Source organism: Billgrantia campisalis, from assembly GCF_022341425.1.
In the GTDB taxonomy this organism is placed as follows: Bacteria; Pseudomonadota; Gammaproteobacteria; order Pseudomonadales; family Halomonadaceae; genus Halomonas; species Halomonas campisalis.
This window is the reverse complement of sequence record NZ_JABFUC010000018.1, coordinates 19,253-32,321: the sequence shown is the minus strand read 5'-3', so window position 1 is coordinate 32,321 and position 13,069 is coordinate 19,253. Positions and strand designations below refer to the sequence as shown.

The window sequence follows — 13,069 nt, the reverse complement described above, 5'->3', positions numbered from 1 at the left end:
GACTCCCGCTTTCCCGGCGTGTAGCAAGAGCACTTACAACAGCCATTCCAATAACAATCTAGGAGATGCACCAATGTCACACTTAAACGGCAAGAGCGTGCTAGTCACCGGTGCCCTGGGCGGCATCGGATCCGCCATCTGCCTGGCCTACGCCCAGCAGGGTGCCGCTGTTATCGCCCATGATCGAGTGGAGCCTACCGATGAGGCGATTGCCAGCCTAAGAGACCGACTGCTCTCAGTCGGGGCCCGCGAGGTTAGCTACCAGCAGGCCGACCTAGGCAGCCGTCAGGAGATCCATGCCATGTTTTCCCGCCTCCGCGAGGAGGGGCGCGACGTCGACATCCTGGTCAACAACGCCGCCATCCAGAAGACCTCCCCCATTGCCGACTTCCCCGACGATCTCTGGGAATCGATCGTCGCCATCAACCTAGTGGCCGTGTACCACTGCACCAAGCAGGCGCTGGTCGACATGCGCCGCAAGGGCTGGGGACGCATCATCAACATTGCCTCGGTGCACGGCCTGGTGGCCTCGGTGGATAAATCGGCCTATGTGGCCGCCAAGCATGGCGTGGTCGGCTTCACCCGCGAGGTGGCGCTGGAGACTGCCGGCCAAGGAATCGCGGTGAACGCCATCTGCCCGGGCTGGACCGATACCCCGATCATCGCGCCCCAGATCGAGGCGCGCCAGCAGCAGATCGGTGGCAGCCGAGAGGACGCCATTCGTCACCTGGTCTCGGAGAAGCAGCCGGACGGCGGCCTGATTCCACCGGCCCACGTGGCCGAGCTCGCGCTGTACCTAGGCGGGGAGTCGGCCCGCCATATCACTGGCACCGCCATGCCCATCGACGGCGGCTGGACCTGCGTCTAGGGAGGGGCGACACCCGATGACGACCTCTCAGCCTATGGGGCGTGAGCTGATGGCGCTGGCCTTCGAGCATTCGGCCAGCGCCATCGTGGTCACCCAGAAGCGCCGCATCCTGGAGTGCAACCACGCCTTCTGTGAGCTCTTCGAGTATTCACGCAGCGAGCTGCTCGGACAGCTGATGCTGAAACTCTACCCCAGCTTCGCGGATTTCAAGACGATCGGCGACCGTGGCTATAAGGAGATGCTCAAGGCGCCAAACTATGCCGACGAGCGCTTCATGCAGACCCGCACTGGCGAGGTCTTCTGGGCCAAGACCAAGGGACGCACTCTAACACCGGAAGCACCCTTCGACCTGGCAGTGTGGACCTTCATTAAGATCGACATACGCCCCCAGCGGAAAAACCAGCTATCCATGCGTGAGCGGGAAATCTCCGGCTTCATCGCCAATGGCTTGACCTGCAAGGAGATTGCTCGGGAGCTGGGAATTTCCCATCGCACCGTGGAAACCCACCGCGCGCGTATTATGAAAAAGCTCGACTGTCGCAATACCGCGGAGATGGTATCGCGCATCATCCAGCTCTCATGATGCCTACCCCAAAGAAAGAGGGCATGACCATCTACGTAACTCACTACGTAGTACTACGTATATCGACACGGAGCACGGCCACCTAGGATGACTGTCAGGCGAGAATATTCCGACCGATAACGGCTGGAGAGTATCGCCAATAACCGACCCAACAATTACAAGGATCACGTCATGAAATACTCTCGTCACCTGCTGACCACCTGTTCACTCGCTACTGCCGTGGCAATCAGTACACTTTCGACCCAAGCCGTTGCCGACAAGGCGCGCTGGACCATGACCACCACCTGGCCAGACAGCCTGGCGCTGATCGAAGCAGACCGCCGCTGGGTCGACACCGTTCATCGCATCGCCGGCGATGAGATCGAGATCGAATTCCGTGCCGGCGGCACCCTGATGCCGGGAGGCGAGGTGTTCGACGCCACTGAGACCGGCAGCATCGATGCCGCCGGTGAAACCGGCGTTTACTGGGCAGGTCGCTCACCTGCATTCGCTCTGCTGGGCACTACGGCGAGCCTTTTCAATGCCGTCGACTACCTGAACTGGATCCAGCACTGGGGCGGTTTCGAGCTCTACCAGGAGGTCTACAACCAGTTCAATATCCAGTATCTTCCCTACGCTATTCTCAATAATGAGACGGGATTCCTCGGACGAACTAAGATCGAGACTCTGGCCGACTTTGAAGGCAAACGCCTACGTTTGGGCGGCCGCGACCAGGGCCGTATCCTCGAGCAGCTCGGTGGCTCTCAAGTTACCCTGGCCGGAGGTGAGATCTACCAGGCCATCGAGCGAGGCGTGGTCGATGGCGCCGAGTTTTCTTCTCCTGGTGTCGATTTCCAAGCGGGTTTTTCCGAGGTGGCCGACTACTGGTCGACTCCCGGCTGGCATCAGTCAGCCACCGTATTGGGCGTAATGATCAACAAGGATGCCTGGGACGCCCTCTCCGAGGAAACCCAAGAAAAACTCAAGCTGGCGGCCCAGGCCAACCTGGCCTGGTCGATCTCCCACTTCGAACAGAGCGCCACAGAAGGCACTCTGAATTTCCAGGACGCCGGTGTGGAAATTTCTCAGCTGAGCGAGGATGAGTTGGCCCGAATTCAGGAAATCACCAATGAGGTCTACCTCCGCGGCGCCTGCGAGGATCCCATGTATGCCAAGGTGCTCCATTCCATGCTGAGCTATATGGATCACTACGGCAACTGGCGCGATATCTCCGCCCCCTTCAACATGAGCCGCACCATGGACAACCTGCCGTCCCTGGAAGAGATCGAAGCCTGCCTGTAAGGCACCCCCTGCCGCCCCGGTGTCCGCACCGGGGCGGCTTTCGTGCTGACCTCGGAGACATTCCATGAACGCGATTGCCAAGGCGATCGACACCCTCAACGAGGCACTGGGGCGTGTCCTGGCGCCGTTGATCGCCGTCATCACCCTGGTGGTGCTCTACGATATCGCGCTGCGCCTGTTCACTGGGCGCCCCAGCGACTGGGCCTTCGACATCACCAAGATGCTGTTCGGCGCCCACTTCATGCTGATGGCCGCCTACGGGCTGCGCCATCACGCCCATGTCGAGGTCGACGTGCTCAAGCGCCTGCTCTCGCGCAGGAAGCAGGCCATGATCGAACTTCTCGGCTATCTGATCTTCTTCACGCCCTTCATCTGGATGCTGCTCACCCACGGCTGGAGCTTCTTCATGCGCTCCTACAGCCGCAGCGAAACCACCTACGGCATGGTCTCGATCCCGGTCTATCCGGTGAAGGGGGTGATCGTGGTGGCAGCGGTGCTGATCCTGCTGCAGGCCATCGCCATCGTCATACGTGCCATCCAGCAGCTGCGGGAGGAGACCGCATGAGCCTGAGTCCGGAACTGCTCACCCTGGTCATGTTCGGCGGGCTGCTGATCGGCCTGTTCATGGGCCATCCGCTGGCCTTCGTGCTCGGCGGCGTGGCCGTTATCGGCGCCTACCTGGGCCCCGGGCCTCGGGTGCTGGGCAGCATCATCAACAACATCTATGGCAACGCCATGGACAACTATGTGCTGGTGGCCATCCCGCTGTTCGTGCTGATGGCGCGCTTTCTCAACGATTCGGGGGTCACCGAGCGCATGTTCGATGCCATGCGCCTGCTGCTCGCCAACCTGCGCGGCGGCCTGGCGCTGACCGTGGTCATCGTCTCGGTGTTGCTGGCCGCCACCACCGGCATCGTCGGCGCATCCATCGCGGTGATGGGCATGATCGCCCTGGCCCCGATGCTCAAGTACGGCTACAACAAGGAGCTCAGCTCCGGGGTGATCATGGCCAGCGGCTGCCTGGGCATCCTGATCCCGCCGAGCATCATGCTGATCCTGATGGCCAGCTACTCGCCGGTGTCGGTGGGCGCGCTGTTCGCCGGTGCCCTGGTGCCGGGGCTGATGCTCGGCGCCATGTACGCGCTCTATGTGCTGGTGATCTGCTTCGTCAAGCCGAGCTACGGCCCCCCGGTGCCCGCCGCGGAGCGTGCCGAGACCTCGACCGGGCAGCTGCTGATCATGCTGGCCAAGTACGTGGTGCCACCCATGGGGCTGATCCTCGGTGTGCTCGGTGCGCTGTTCACCGGGGTGGCCACCGCCACCGAGGCCTCGGCCATCGGGGTATTCATCGCCTTCCTGCTGTTTCTGATCTTCGGTGACCGCAAACCGAGCACCTGCTTTCGCACCCTGCTCGAAGCCGGTAAGACCACCACCATGGTGATGCTGGTGCTGGTCGGCGCCACCGCCTTCACCGGGGTGTTCTCCCGCGGCGGCGGCATGACGGTGATCAGCGACCTGGTGCTGGCCATGCCCGGCGGCACCACCGGGGCGCTGATCCTGATGCTGTTCCTGGTCTTCCTGCTGGGGATGTTCCTCGACTGGACCGGCATCGTGCTGCTCAGCTTCCCGATCATGCTGCCCATCGTGCAGCAGATGGGCATCGACGTGCTGTGGTTCGTGGTGATGGTGGCGGTGGTGCTGCAGACCTCTTTCCTGACGCCGCCCTTCGGCTATGCGCTCTTCTACCTGAAGGGCGTGGCGCCCAAGGGGATAGAGATCGTCGATCTCTACAAGGCGGTGCTGCCCTTCGTGGCGCTGATCGCCCTGGCCTGCCTGCTGATGGCGGCCTTCCCCTGGCTGATCACCGGACTGCCGTCAGCGCTGCTGGGCTACTGAACCGGACCTTCACTCCAGCGACCGACAGAGCGCCCGCCATGCCTTGCATGGCGGGCGCTTTTGTACCTTCTACTAAGCCATACCGCATACGGCTTCAACTCGACCAAAAGATACGTTATAACATATCTAAACTTCGCGCCATGGAGACTCCGCATGTCGATGCCAGCGCTCTCACCCTCACTCAACAGCGATGCCAACCTGGAACCCTCCTCCCACCTGGCCGTGGGTGACGAGATCGATGTCCTGCCGCGCATCTTCGAGGACGCCATCAACATCGCCGTGATGCGGCGGCGCCCGTCGGCCGCGCTACAGCAAAGCGCTCAGGCACAGTGCCTTACGGACCGCGCCTGGCAGCTGGCCTGGCTGGGCCAGCCCGGTGACGAGCTGCGCGCCGACCTGCTCAAGCGGCTTCCGGCCCCCGAGGCGGCCGAGGCGCTGATCGAAGACGTCCAGCTGCTGGCCGAGGCCATGGCCTGCCTGTTCGACACCGAGACGGTCGGCATCCGCCTGCGCCTGCTGGACGCCGCCATGTGCCCGCGCTTCCATGTCGACAACCTCCCGGTGCGCCTGGTGAGCACCTACCACGGCCCTGGCAGCGAGTGGCTCCCCGAGGCCGCCGTCGAGCGCGCCGGGCTGGGTGCGCCCTCGGCGAGCAAGCCGGAGATCGTCCGCGACCACGACGCCATTCAGCGGCTCGCGATCGGCGACCTGGCCCTGCTCAAGGGCGCCGGCTGGGAGGGCAACGAACACCGTGCCCTGGTGCATCGCAGCCCCGCAGTGGCAGAAGGCCAGAAGCGGCTGCTGCTGACCATCGACCCGGCGTAACAGCCCACGCCGGACTCGCCGTTTTTCGACAAGAGAGAGCCATGCCGTACTCCCCTGAGGAGGCTCGCCTGCTGGCGATGCCCAACGACGCCTACATGAACGACGAGCAGCTGGGCTTTTTTCGCGACCGGCTGCTCGAGGAGAAGGCGCGGGTGGAACGTCACCTGCGCGAGGTGCGCAACGCCATGGCCGACCATGAGCGCGACAGCGACCAGCTCGACCAGGCGGCCTTCGAGGAGGAGCTGCGCCTGCAGCTACGCCAGGCCGACCGCGAAACCCGCCTGCTGGCCAATATCGAGGCGGCCCTGCGCCGCATCGACGCGGGCGACTTCGGCTACTGCGAGGAGACCGGCGAGCCGATCGGCCTACCGCGGCTGCTGCTGCGCCCCACCGCCCGCCTGTGCCTGGAGGCCAAGGAGCGCCAGGAGCAGCGCGAGCACCACTATCGCAAGGCAAGAGGTGAAGGCTGATGACATCCTTTCCACAGCCCCTGCCGGTGACCGTGCTCTCCGGCTTCCTGGGGGCCGGCAAGACCACCCTGCTCAACCATATCCTCGCCAACCGCGAGGGCCGTCGGGTGGCGGTGATCGTCAACGACATGAGCGAAGTCAACATCGATGCCTCGCTGGTGCGCGGCGCCCCCGGTGATACGGGCGAGGTGGCGCTCAACCGCGCCGAGGAGCGGCTGGTGGAGATGAGCAACGGCTGCATCTGCTGCACCCTGCGCGAGGACCTGCTGGTCGAGGTGCGCCGACTCGCCGAGGCGGGGCGCTTCGATACCCTGGTGATCGAATCCACCGGGATCTCCGAGCCGCTACCGGTGGCCGAGACCTTCACCTTTGCCGATGAGCAGGGCCAGAGCCTCTCGGATGTCGCCCGGCTCGACACCCTGGTCACGGTGGTCGACGGCGCCAACTTCCTCACCCAGTACCGCGAGGCGCAGTCGCTGGCCGAAGCGGGCGAGAGCCTGGGCGAGGAGGACGAGCGCAACGTCGCCGACCTGCTGGTCGACCAGATCGAGTTCTGCGATGTGCTGCTGATCAGCAAGACCGACCTGCTCACGGGCGCCCAGCTCGACGAGCTCACCGCGGTACTGCGCTCGCTCAACCCCGAGGCCGAACTGATCCCCATCCGCCACGGCCAGGTACCGCTGGACAAGGTGCTCGAGACCGGCCGCTTCAGCTTCGAGCGCGCCCAGCAGGCGCCGGGCTGGCTCAAGGAGCTGCGCGGCGAGCATATCCCGGAGACCGAGGAGTACGACATCGGCAGCTTCGCCTACCACGCGCGACGCCCCTTCCGGCCGCAGGCATTTTTCGAGCTACTCCACGGCGACTGGTTTGGCGGCAAGCTGCTACGCTCCAAAGGCTTCTTCTGGCTCGCCACGCGACCGCAGTTCGCCGGCCAGTGGAGCCAGGCCGGCGGCATCGCCCACTACGGCTTCGCCGGCATGTTCTGGAAGGCGGTGCCCGAGTCGCGCTGGCCGGATGATCCCGACTACCGCGCCGCCATCCTGGACAAATGGCAGGAGCCTTTCGGCGACATGCGCCAGGAGCTGGTCTTCATCGGCCAGAACCTCGACGAGGCGCGCATCCGCCAGGCGCTGGACGCCTGCCTGCTCAGCGAGGAGGAGCTGCTGGCCGGCAAGGAGGCCTGGCAGGCGCTGCCCGACCCCTTCCCCGTCTGGGAGTAAGCCATGCGCAGCGCAGACCTCATGCCGGTCACGGTGCTGACCGGCTTTCTGGGCAGCGGCAAGACCACCCTGCTCAACCGGCTGGTGCGCCAGCCCGCGATGCGCGATGCGCTGGTGGTGATCAATGAGTTCGGCGATATCGGGCTCGACCACCGGCTGGTCGCCGAGGGCGATGAGCATAGCGTGGTGGAGATGAGCAGCGGCTGTCTGTGCTGCACCATCCGCGGCGACCTGAGCAAGAGCGTCCAGCAGGCCTGCGAGGCGCTCGAGCGCGAGGGTGGCCGGCCGATCTCGCGGATGATCATCGAGACCACCGGCCTGGCCGACCCGGCACCCATCCTGCACACCCTGATGACCGACCACTGGCTGGCACAGCGCTTCCGGCTGGACGGCGTGATCTGCCTGGTGGATGCGGCCAACGGCGTCTCGACCCTGAACGCCCATCGCGAGTCCCAGCGCCAGGCGGCCATCGCCGACTGTCTGCTGATCACCAAGGCCGACCTGGTGGACGAACCCCGCCTGGCCCGGCTCAGCGAACGGCTCGCCGAGGTGAACCCGGCGGCCGAACAGCTGCAGGTGAAACACGGCGAGGTCGACGCCGCAAGGCTGACCGCCAGGCGCCTGCCCGCCTCGGGCAACCCCGACCGGCAGGCCGAGGGCTGGCTCGGGGCCGCCGCCTACGTTCAGGTATCGCCCGCGGCGGGGCTGGCACCCACCCCCAGCGAGGCTTCCGCGCCGCTGCTGGCGCCCGCGACCACCTCCCCGCTGAGCCGCCACGGCGAGCAGATCCGCTCCTTCTGCTTCAGCGTGGAAGCACCCATCGCTCCCGAAGTGCTGGAGGATTGGCTGGACCTGCTGATGAGCCTGCTCGGCGACAAGATGCTGCGGGTCAAGGCAATCGTTAACGTGGCCGGGCAGCCGCAGCCGCTGGCCTTACATGGCGTGCAACATATCTTCCACCCGCCGGTGCCCCTGCCGGCCGAGGCGTGCGCGGATGGCGTCTCGCGCTTTGTGTTCATTACCAGCGGCGTGGCGCCCGAGGCGGTCGCCCAGCTGTTTGACTACTTCCAGGCACCGCATCCGACCAAGCCCCCCCAGGCGCAATAAACTAGCCAGACGGCGCCGCCTCCTGCGGCGCAGGCGGGTGGTCGACGGGAACATGCTGCGGCAGGGGCAGCGCATGATGGCCGGGGTCCAGCGGCTCCGCTGCGATCACATAGTCGGCACCGCAGGCCAGCCCCTGCTCGCTACGCGCATAGGGCAGCGCCTCGGCGCGCTGCGCTTCGATGCGATCACGCAGTGCCTGTGCCAGCGCAGGGTCATTGAGCTGATCCAGCTGTTTCAGGCACATCTCCAGCTGCGAATTGACGAAGCGCTCCCGGTAGCGAATGGGAAAGCGCCTGACCTCCCTGACGCGAAACCCCGCCGTGCCGAGCTGGCGGAGCACCCAGGAGGCCGGGTACTCCCGATAGGGTCGCCCATTGCCCAGCAGCAGGCAGGCATCGCGCAGCCTGCCGATGGCCTGGACGATTCTGCCCTCCTCGGTGGCGGGCGCATCCAGCACATAGGGCTCCGTACCCACGATGTAGAGCCTGCCCTTCACGTGGGGCCTCAGGCGCGTGAGCACCTGCTCCTGCCAATAGGGCGCAAAGCCTTCGATGGCGCCAATGAAATAGTCCAGCAGCACCGTATCGAAGCACTCACCATACAGCAGCTCGGGAGAGGTCCAGTTGGCGACCAGCACGCGATCCTGAGACCGCAGGCGCTCCGCCGCGGCTTTCCTGGCCGTTCGCGCCATGCCGGCCGAAGCGGTGACGGCGGCCCAGCGCTCGGTGTCCAATGAGGAGACCCACCGCAGCGAGTTGTAGCCGGTTCCCGCATCGAGAAAACTGCCCCAGGGCAGGCTGCCCTGCATGGCTTCAATCGCCTGGAAGATCGGCGAGGCTGTCGTCGAAGTGGGTGACGTTGGCGAGGTTGGCGAAGAAGTCGGCTTCATCAGTGTGACCGGTTGATTCGAGATCGAGACAGCATAACGCACAGCCCATCAGGGTCGTAACAGGGCGCGACGCATCAAGACAGCAGCGGCAGGCCGGCTGCCGGCGCGCTCCCGGCCTGCCAGGCCAGCGACACCCCGAGCCACAGGATCGTCAGGCCGCCGCCCATGGCCAGCCAACCGCTCAGCCGGCCCAGGCGCGCCATTCGACCGCCCTCGAGCCGACCGTAGTGACGGGTGATCCAGTCGCGCGCCAACACGCTGGCCAGCGCCAGCGCCGAGACCGTCATCGCCGTGCCCAGCGCCATCACCATAACCGCCGCGGCCCCCAGCGCCGCATGGCCCAACAGGCTGGCGGCGCCCATCATCAGCACCGCGCCGGTGCAGGGGCGCAGGCCAATGACCACCACGGTGGCCAGCGCCGTGCGCCAGCTGCCGACCTCCTCGGGCGCGATATGGTGTCGGGCCCCGCAGCCACAGCCCTGAGCCGGGTGGTCTTGAAAGCCATGAGCGTCATGGTCATGGGCGTGCGCATGATGGTCGTGATCATGAGCATGGTCATGGTGATGGCTGTGATCGTGATGAGCGTGATTGTGGTGGTGGTCATGGTCGTGGTGGTGACCGTGACCACCGGAGGCCCTCGTGCGGCGCAGCAGCCGCCAGGCTCGCAGGCAGAGCCAGGCGCCCAGCAGCGCCACCATCAGAAAGCTCGCCAGCTCCAGACTGGCCACGCTGCCCATGGCCTGGCGGGTCAGCCACCCTAGCCCCTGGACCAGCACCAGCACCACGGCGATGGCCATCATCCCCTGCAGCAGGGCGGCACCGAACGACAGCCCCAGGGCGCGCTTCAAGCCGCCCCCCTGGGAGACCAGATAGGTCGAAAGCACCGCCTTGCCGTGCCCCGGGCCGGCGGCATGGAAGACCCCGTAGCCGAAGCTGAGCGCCAACAGCCAGCCGGCGGTGGCCCAGGTGGGCGTCTCGGACCAGCCGCTGACCGCCAGAGTGAGCGCGCGGTGGAGATCACGCTGCCAAGCCAGAATCTGCAGGCTCAGGCCGCGCATCACGCCAAGTTGAACCAACAGCACGGCCACCAGGGCGAGCAGCGCCACGCCCAGCAGCCACCAGCGTCGCTGATAGGCCGCGCGAGGCTTGCGGTGTGCGTTAGCCGGAGGCGAGGAAAGCGAACGGGCATGACGCGACATGGTGGACCTCTCGTGTCAGGCCTCTCATGGCAGGCCTGTGGCTGGTTATCGGTCGACCCGAAATGTTATGTTATAACATTAACTGCATCAACCACCGAACGAGCGGTCAATGAACAAGCCCCCACTGGAAGATATCGCCGCCGCGCCCTCCGTACACCTTGGCACGCTGAGCTGGGTCGGCATGGAAGGCATCGCCCTGCCGCTGCAGGTGGCCGGCCAGGCCATTGCCGGCCGTGCCTCGGCGGGCGTCAGCCTCGACGACCCCACCGCCCGGGGCATCCATATGTCGCGCCTCTATCTGGCGCTGGCCGAGCTGGAAGGCCAGGAGCTCTCGCTGTCGCGGGTGGCCGCGGTGCTCGACACCTTTCTGGAAAGCCATGAGGGGCTTGCCCGCCAGGCCTTTCTCGACCTGGAGGGCGAAGCGCTGCTGCGCCGCCCGGCGCTGATCAGCCCGCTGGCGGGCTGGAAGACCTACCCCTTCACCCTGCGCTGTCGCCAGGACGCCCAGGGCCTACATGCCACCCTCGACCTGACCGTCGGCTACTCCTCCACCTGCCCCTGCTCGGCGGCGCTGGCGCGCCAGCTGATCCAGCAGGCCTTCGATGAGGACTTCACCGAGATGCCCGTGACTCACGAGGCGGTGCACGCCTGGCTGGGTAGCGACCAGGGCATCCTGGCCACGCCCCATAGCCAGCGCAGCCAGGCCCACCTCTCGGTGCGCCTGGCTGCCGACAGGGATGCGCTGCCACTGCTGCGCCTGGTGGACGGCGTGGAACGCGCCCTGGGCACCGCGCTGCAGACCGCGGTGAAGCGCGTCGACGAGCAGGCCTTCGCCCTGGCCAACGGCCAGAACCTGATGTTCTGCGAGGATGCCGCCCGGCGCCTGCACCACGCCCTGCGCGACCAGCCCGGCATCGACGGTTTCGCCCTGCGCGTGGTGCACGCCGAGAGCCTGCACGCCCACGACGCCGTGGCACGCAGCCAGTGGAACTGGGAGGAGGCGCGATGACCGCCGGGATGCAACTCTATAACACCCTGACCCGCCGCCGCGAACCGCTGCGCACCGAGCAACCGGATCGCGTGACGCTCTATGTCTGTGGCCCCACGGTCTACAACTACGCCCATATCGGCAATGCCCGCCCGGCGGTGGTCTTCGACCTGCTGTCACGGGTGCTGCGCCACGATTATGCAGAGGTGGTCTACGCGCGCAACTTCACCGACGTGGACGACAAGATCAACGCCGCGGCCCATGAGGCGGGCGTGCCCATCGGCGTGATCACCTCGCGCTATATCGCCGCCTATCACGAGGACATGCAAGCGCTGGGCGTGCTGCCGCCGGACCTCGAGCCCAGGGTCACCGAGCATATCCCCGAGATCGTCTCGCTGATCGAGACCCTGATCGAGCGCGGCCACGCCTACGAGGCCGAGGGGCACGTGCTGTTCCAGGTGAGTTCCTTTGCGGACTACGGGCAGCTCTCCGGGCGTCGGCCCGAGGAGATGCTGGCCGGGGCTCGGGTGGAAGTCGCCCCCTACAAGCGCGACCCGCTGGACTTCGTGCTATGGAAACCCTCCACGCTCGAGCAGCCAGGCTGGGAGAGCCCCTGGGGACGAGGGCGGCCCGGCTGGCACGTGGAGTGCACCGCCATGATCGGCAAACACCTGGGCCACACCCTCGATATCCACGGCGGTGGCCAGGACCTGATCTTCCCCCATCACGAGAACGAGATCGCCCAGGGCACCTGCGCCCACGACGCCCGCTACTGCCACACCTGGGTGCACAACAGCTTCGTCACCGTGGACGGGCAGAAGATGTCGAAGTCGCTGGGCAACGTGCTGCTGGTGCGCGACCTGCTCGACCAGGCCCCCGGCGAGGCGATTCGCCTGGCGCTGCTCGCCACCCACTATCGCCGCCCGCTGGACTGGAACGCCGAGCGCCTGGCCCGGGCGCGCCGCACCCTGCTACACCACTATCGGGCCCTGGCCCAGGTCGAGACACTTGCAGTCGTTGAAACGCCCCCGGACACCGAGCTGCTAGCGGCGCTGCGCCGCGACCTCAACATCGCCGAGGCGCTTAGCTGCCTCCAGCAGCTCATCGAGACACTGAAAACCGCCGAAAACGACGCCGAGCGCGCCCGCGCCAAGGGCGCCGTGCTGGCCTCGGCCAGGCTGCTCGGCCTGCTGCAGCAGCCCCCCGCCGAGGCCCTGGCCGCGCTTTCGCCGGAGCGCTCCACCCTGCCGGTGGCGCGCATCGAGGCGCTGGTCGCCGAGCGTGAAAGCGCACGGCAGCAGCGCGACTTCGCCCGCGCCGACGCCCTGCGCGACGCGCTGGCCGAGCTCGGCGCGGAGGTTCGCGATACGCCCGAGGGCCCCCGCTGGCAGCCAATACCTTCCGTTCCCACCCACCGGTGACAATGAATCTAGACCTGCCGACGACGCCACCGACACAGCACGAGCGCGATCTCGAACAGGCGAAACGTGGCGACCCGTTGGGTTGACACACCTGGTGGGCTGGCTGGCCATGAGGGTCGGCTGGCACCTCTGACAGGGGGCCACCAGGTGGCGCGCCCCTGGAACCCTAAGCCCCCCGTTGATCGTTTGTGACTATAGTGCCTTGTAGGCTCATTGAGCCGAGTCCGGTTGAAGGGGGTGGTGGCTCGGTCAGTGGAAGCCGATCTGGCAGCAGGTCGACAAGGTGATCGGCAATGCAGTCACCGACGCCGCTGTTGCTGCA

General features: G+C 66.1%; 13 protein-coding genes. 11 read left to right on the top strand and 2 right to left on the bottom strand.

Annotation, left to right across the window (positions count from 1 at the left end; translation table 11 throughout):
• The first annotated feature begins 73 nt into the window (after positions 1 to 73).
• From HOP52_RS17735 to HOP52_RS17695, 9 genes are all read left to right on the top strand, one after another.
• Positions 74 to 868: a 3-hydroxybutyrate dehydrogenase gene (locus tag HOP52_RS17735; protein WP_238978778.1), complete on the top strand. Its 795-nt coding sequence runs from the start codon at positions 74 to 76 to the stop codon at positions 866 to 868.
• Between the two features lie 16 nt (positions 869 to 884).
• Complete coding sequence (locus HOP52_RS17730) at positions 885 to 1,451, top strand: LuxR C-terminal-related transcriptional regulator (RefSeq protein WP_238978776.1); 567 nt, start codon at positions 885 to 887, stop codon at positions 1,449 to 1,451.
• 171 nt (positions 1,452 to 1,622) lie between these two features.
• The gene (gene dctP, locus HOP52_RS17725; RefSeq protein ID WP_238978774.1) at positions 1,623 to 2,732 is read left to right on the top strand and encodes a TRAP transporter substrate-binding protein DctP; all 1,110 of its coding nucleotides are present in this window, start codon (positions 1,623 to 1,625) and stop codon (positions 2,730 to 2,732) included.
• Between the two features lie 64 nt (positions 2,733 to 2,796).
• The gene (locus HOP52_RS17720; RefSeq protein ID WP_238978772.1) at positions 2,797 to 3,297 is read left to right on the top strand and encodes a TRAP transporter small permease subunit; all 501 of its coding nucleotides are present in this window, start codon (positions 2,797 to 2,799) and stop codon (positions 3,295 to 3,297) included.
• Positions 3,294 to 4,628: a TRAP transporter large permease gene (locus HOP52_RS17715; RefSeq protein ID WP_238978771.1), complete on the top strand. Its 1,335-nt coding sequence runs from the start codon at positions 3,294 to 3,296 to the stop codon at positions 4,626 to 4,628. The genes HOP52_RS17720 and HOP52_RS17715 overlap by 4 nt, the downstream gene beginning before the upstream one ends.
• A 153-nt stretch (positions 4,629 to 4,781) precedes the next feature.
• Positions 4,782 to 5,453 (top strand): DUF1826 domain-containing protein, encoded by a 672-nt coding sequence (locus HOP52_RS17710; protein ID WP_309675161.1) that lies wholly within the window; start codon positions 4,782 to 4,784, stop codon positions 5,451 to 5,453.
• Between the two features lie 41 nt (positions 5,454 to 5,494).
• Positions 5,495 to 5,923, top strand: coding sequence for a TraR/DksA family transcriptional regulator (locus HOP52_RS17705; protein ID WP_238978770.1), 429 nt, complete (start codon positions 5,495 to 5,497; stop codon positions 5,921 to 5,923).
• Positions 5,923 to 7,143: a zinc metallochaperone GTPase ZigA gene (gene zigA, locus HOP52_RS17700; protein WP_238978768.1), complete on the top strand. Its 1,221-nt coding sequence runs from the start codon at positions 5,923 to 5,925 to the stop codon at positions 7,141 to 7,143. Before HOP52_RS17705 ends, zigA begins: the two co-directional genes overlap by 1 nt.
• A gap of 3 nt (positions 7,144 to 7,146) precedes the next feature.
• Positions 7,147 to 8,250 (top strand): CobW family GTP-binding protein, encoded by a 1,104-nt coding sequence (locus HOP52_RS17695; protein ID WP_238978766.1) that lies wholly within the window; start codon positions 7,147 to 7,149, stop codon positions 8,248 to 8,250.
• A 1-nt stretch (position 8,251) separates the two neighbouring features.
• On the opposite strand, the gene HOP52_RS17690 is transcribed toward HOP52_RS17695, so the two are convergent.
• Together HOP52_RS17690 and HOP52_RS17685 are read right to left on the bottom strand one after the other, a co-directional pair.
• Entirely contained in the window at positions 8,252 to 9,058 is an 807-nt protein-coding gene (locus HOP52_RS17690; RefSeq protein ID WP_238978764.1) for a class I SAM-dependent methyltransferase, read from the bottom strand.
• Positions 9,059 to 9,213: 155 nt separating this feature from the next.
• Positions 9,214 to 10,338, bottom strand: a complete 1,125-nt coding sequence (locus tag HOP52_RS17685; RefSeq protein WP_238978762.1) for a nickel/cobalt transporter — start codon at positions 10,336 to 10,338, stop codon at positions 9,214 to 9,216.
• A gap of 109 nt (positions 10,339 to 10,447) precedes the next feature.
• Here HOP52_RS17685 and folE2 point away from each other — a divergent pair, with 109 nt between their 5' ends.
• The gene (gene folE2, locus HOP52_RS17680) at positions 10,448 to 11,347 is read left to right on the top strand and encodes a GTP cyclohydrolase FolE2 (protein WP_238978760.1); all 900 of its coding nucleotides are present in this window, start codon (positions 10,448 to 10,450) and stop codon (positions 11,345 to 11,347) included.
• A complete protein-coding gene (gene cysS, locus HOP52_RS17675; RefSeq protein WP_238978758.1) occupies positions 11,344 to 12,747 on the top strand; it encodes a cysteine--tRNA ligase in 1,404 nt (467 codons plus the stop codon). Before folE2 ends, cysS begins: the two co-directional genes overlap by 4 nt.
• Positions 12,748 to 13,069 lie beyond the last annotated feature (322 nt).

Excerpts from the sequence above, each read along its gene's own strand:
- HOP52_RS17735 (WP_238978778.1), top strand. The coding sequence starts at position 74 with ATGTCACACTTAAACGGCAAGAGCGTGCTAGTCACCGGTGCCCTGGGC.
- HOP52_RS17730 (WP_238978776.1), top strand. The coding sequence starts at position 885 with ATGACGACCTCTCAGCCTATGGGGCGTGAGCTGATGGCGCTGGCCTTC.
- dctP (WP_238978774.1), top strand. The coding sequence starts at position 1,623 with ATGAAATACTCTCGTCACCTGCTGACCACCTGTTCACTCGCTACTGCC.
- HOP52_RS17720 (WP_238978772.1), top strand. The coding sequence starts at position 2,797 with ATGAACGCGATTGCCAAGGCGATCGACACCCTCAACGAGGCACTGGGG.
- HOP52_RS17715 (WP_238978771.1), top strand. The coding sequence starts at position 3,294 with ATGAGCCTGAGTCCGGAACTGCTCACCCTGGTCATGTTCGGCGGGCTG.
- HOP52_RS17710 (WP_309675161.1), top strand. The coding sequence starts at position 4,782 with ATGTCGATGCCAGCGCTCTCACCCTCACTCAACAGCGATGCCAACCTG.
- HOP52_RS17705 (WP_238978770.1), top strand. The coding sequence starts at position 5,495 with ATGCCGTACTCCCCTGAGGAGGCTCGCCTGCTGGCGATGCCCAACGAC.
- zigA (WP_238978768.1), top strand. The coding sequence starts at position 5,923 with ATGACATCCTTTCCACAGCCCCTGCCGGTGACCGTGCTCTCCGGCTTC.
- HOP52_RS17695 (WP_238978766.1), top strand. The coding sequence starts at position 7,147 with ATGCGCAGCGCAGACCTCATGCCGGTCACGGTGCTGACCGGCTTTCTG.
- HOP52_RS17690 (WP_238978764.1), bottom strand. The coding sequence starts at position 9,058 with ATGCAGGGCAGCCTGCCCTGGGGCAGTTTTCTCGATGCGGGAACCGGC.
- HOP52_RS17685 (WP_238978762.1), bottom strand. The coding sequence starts at position 10,338 with ATGTCGCGTCATGCCCGTTCGCTTTCCTCGCCTCCGGCTAACGCACAC.
- folE2 (WP_238978760.1), top strand. The coding sequence starts at position 10,448 with ATGAACAAGCCCCCACTGGAAGATATCGCCGCCGCGCCCTCCGTACAC.
- cysS (WP_238978758.1), top strand. The coding sequence starts at position 11,344 with ATGACCGCCGGGATGCAACTCTATAACACCCTGACCCGCCGCCGCGAA.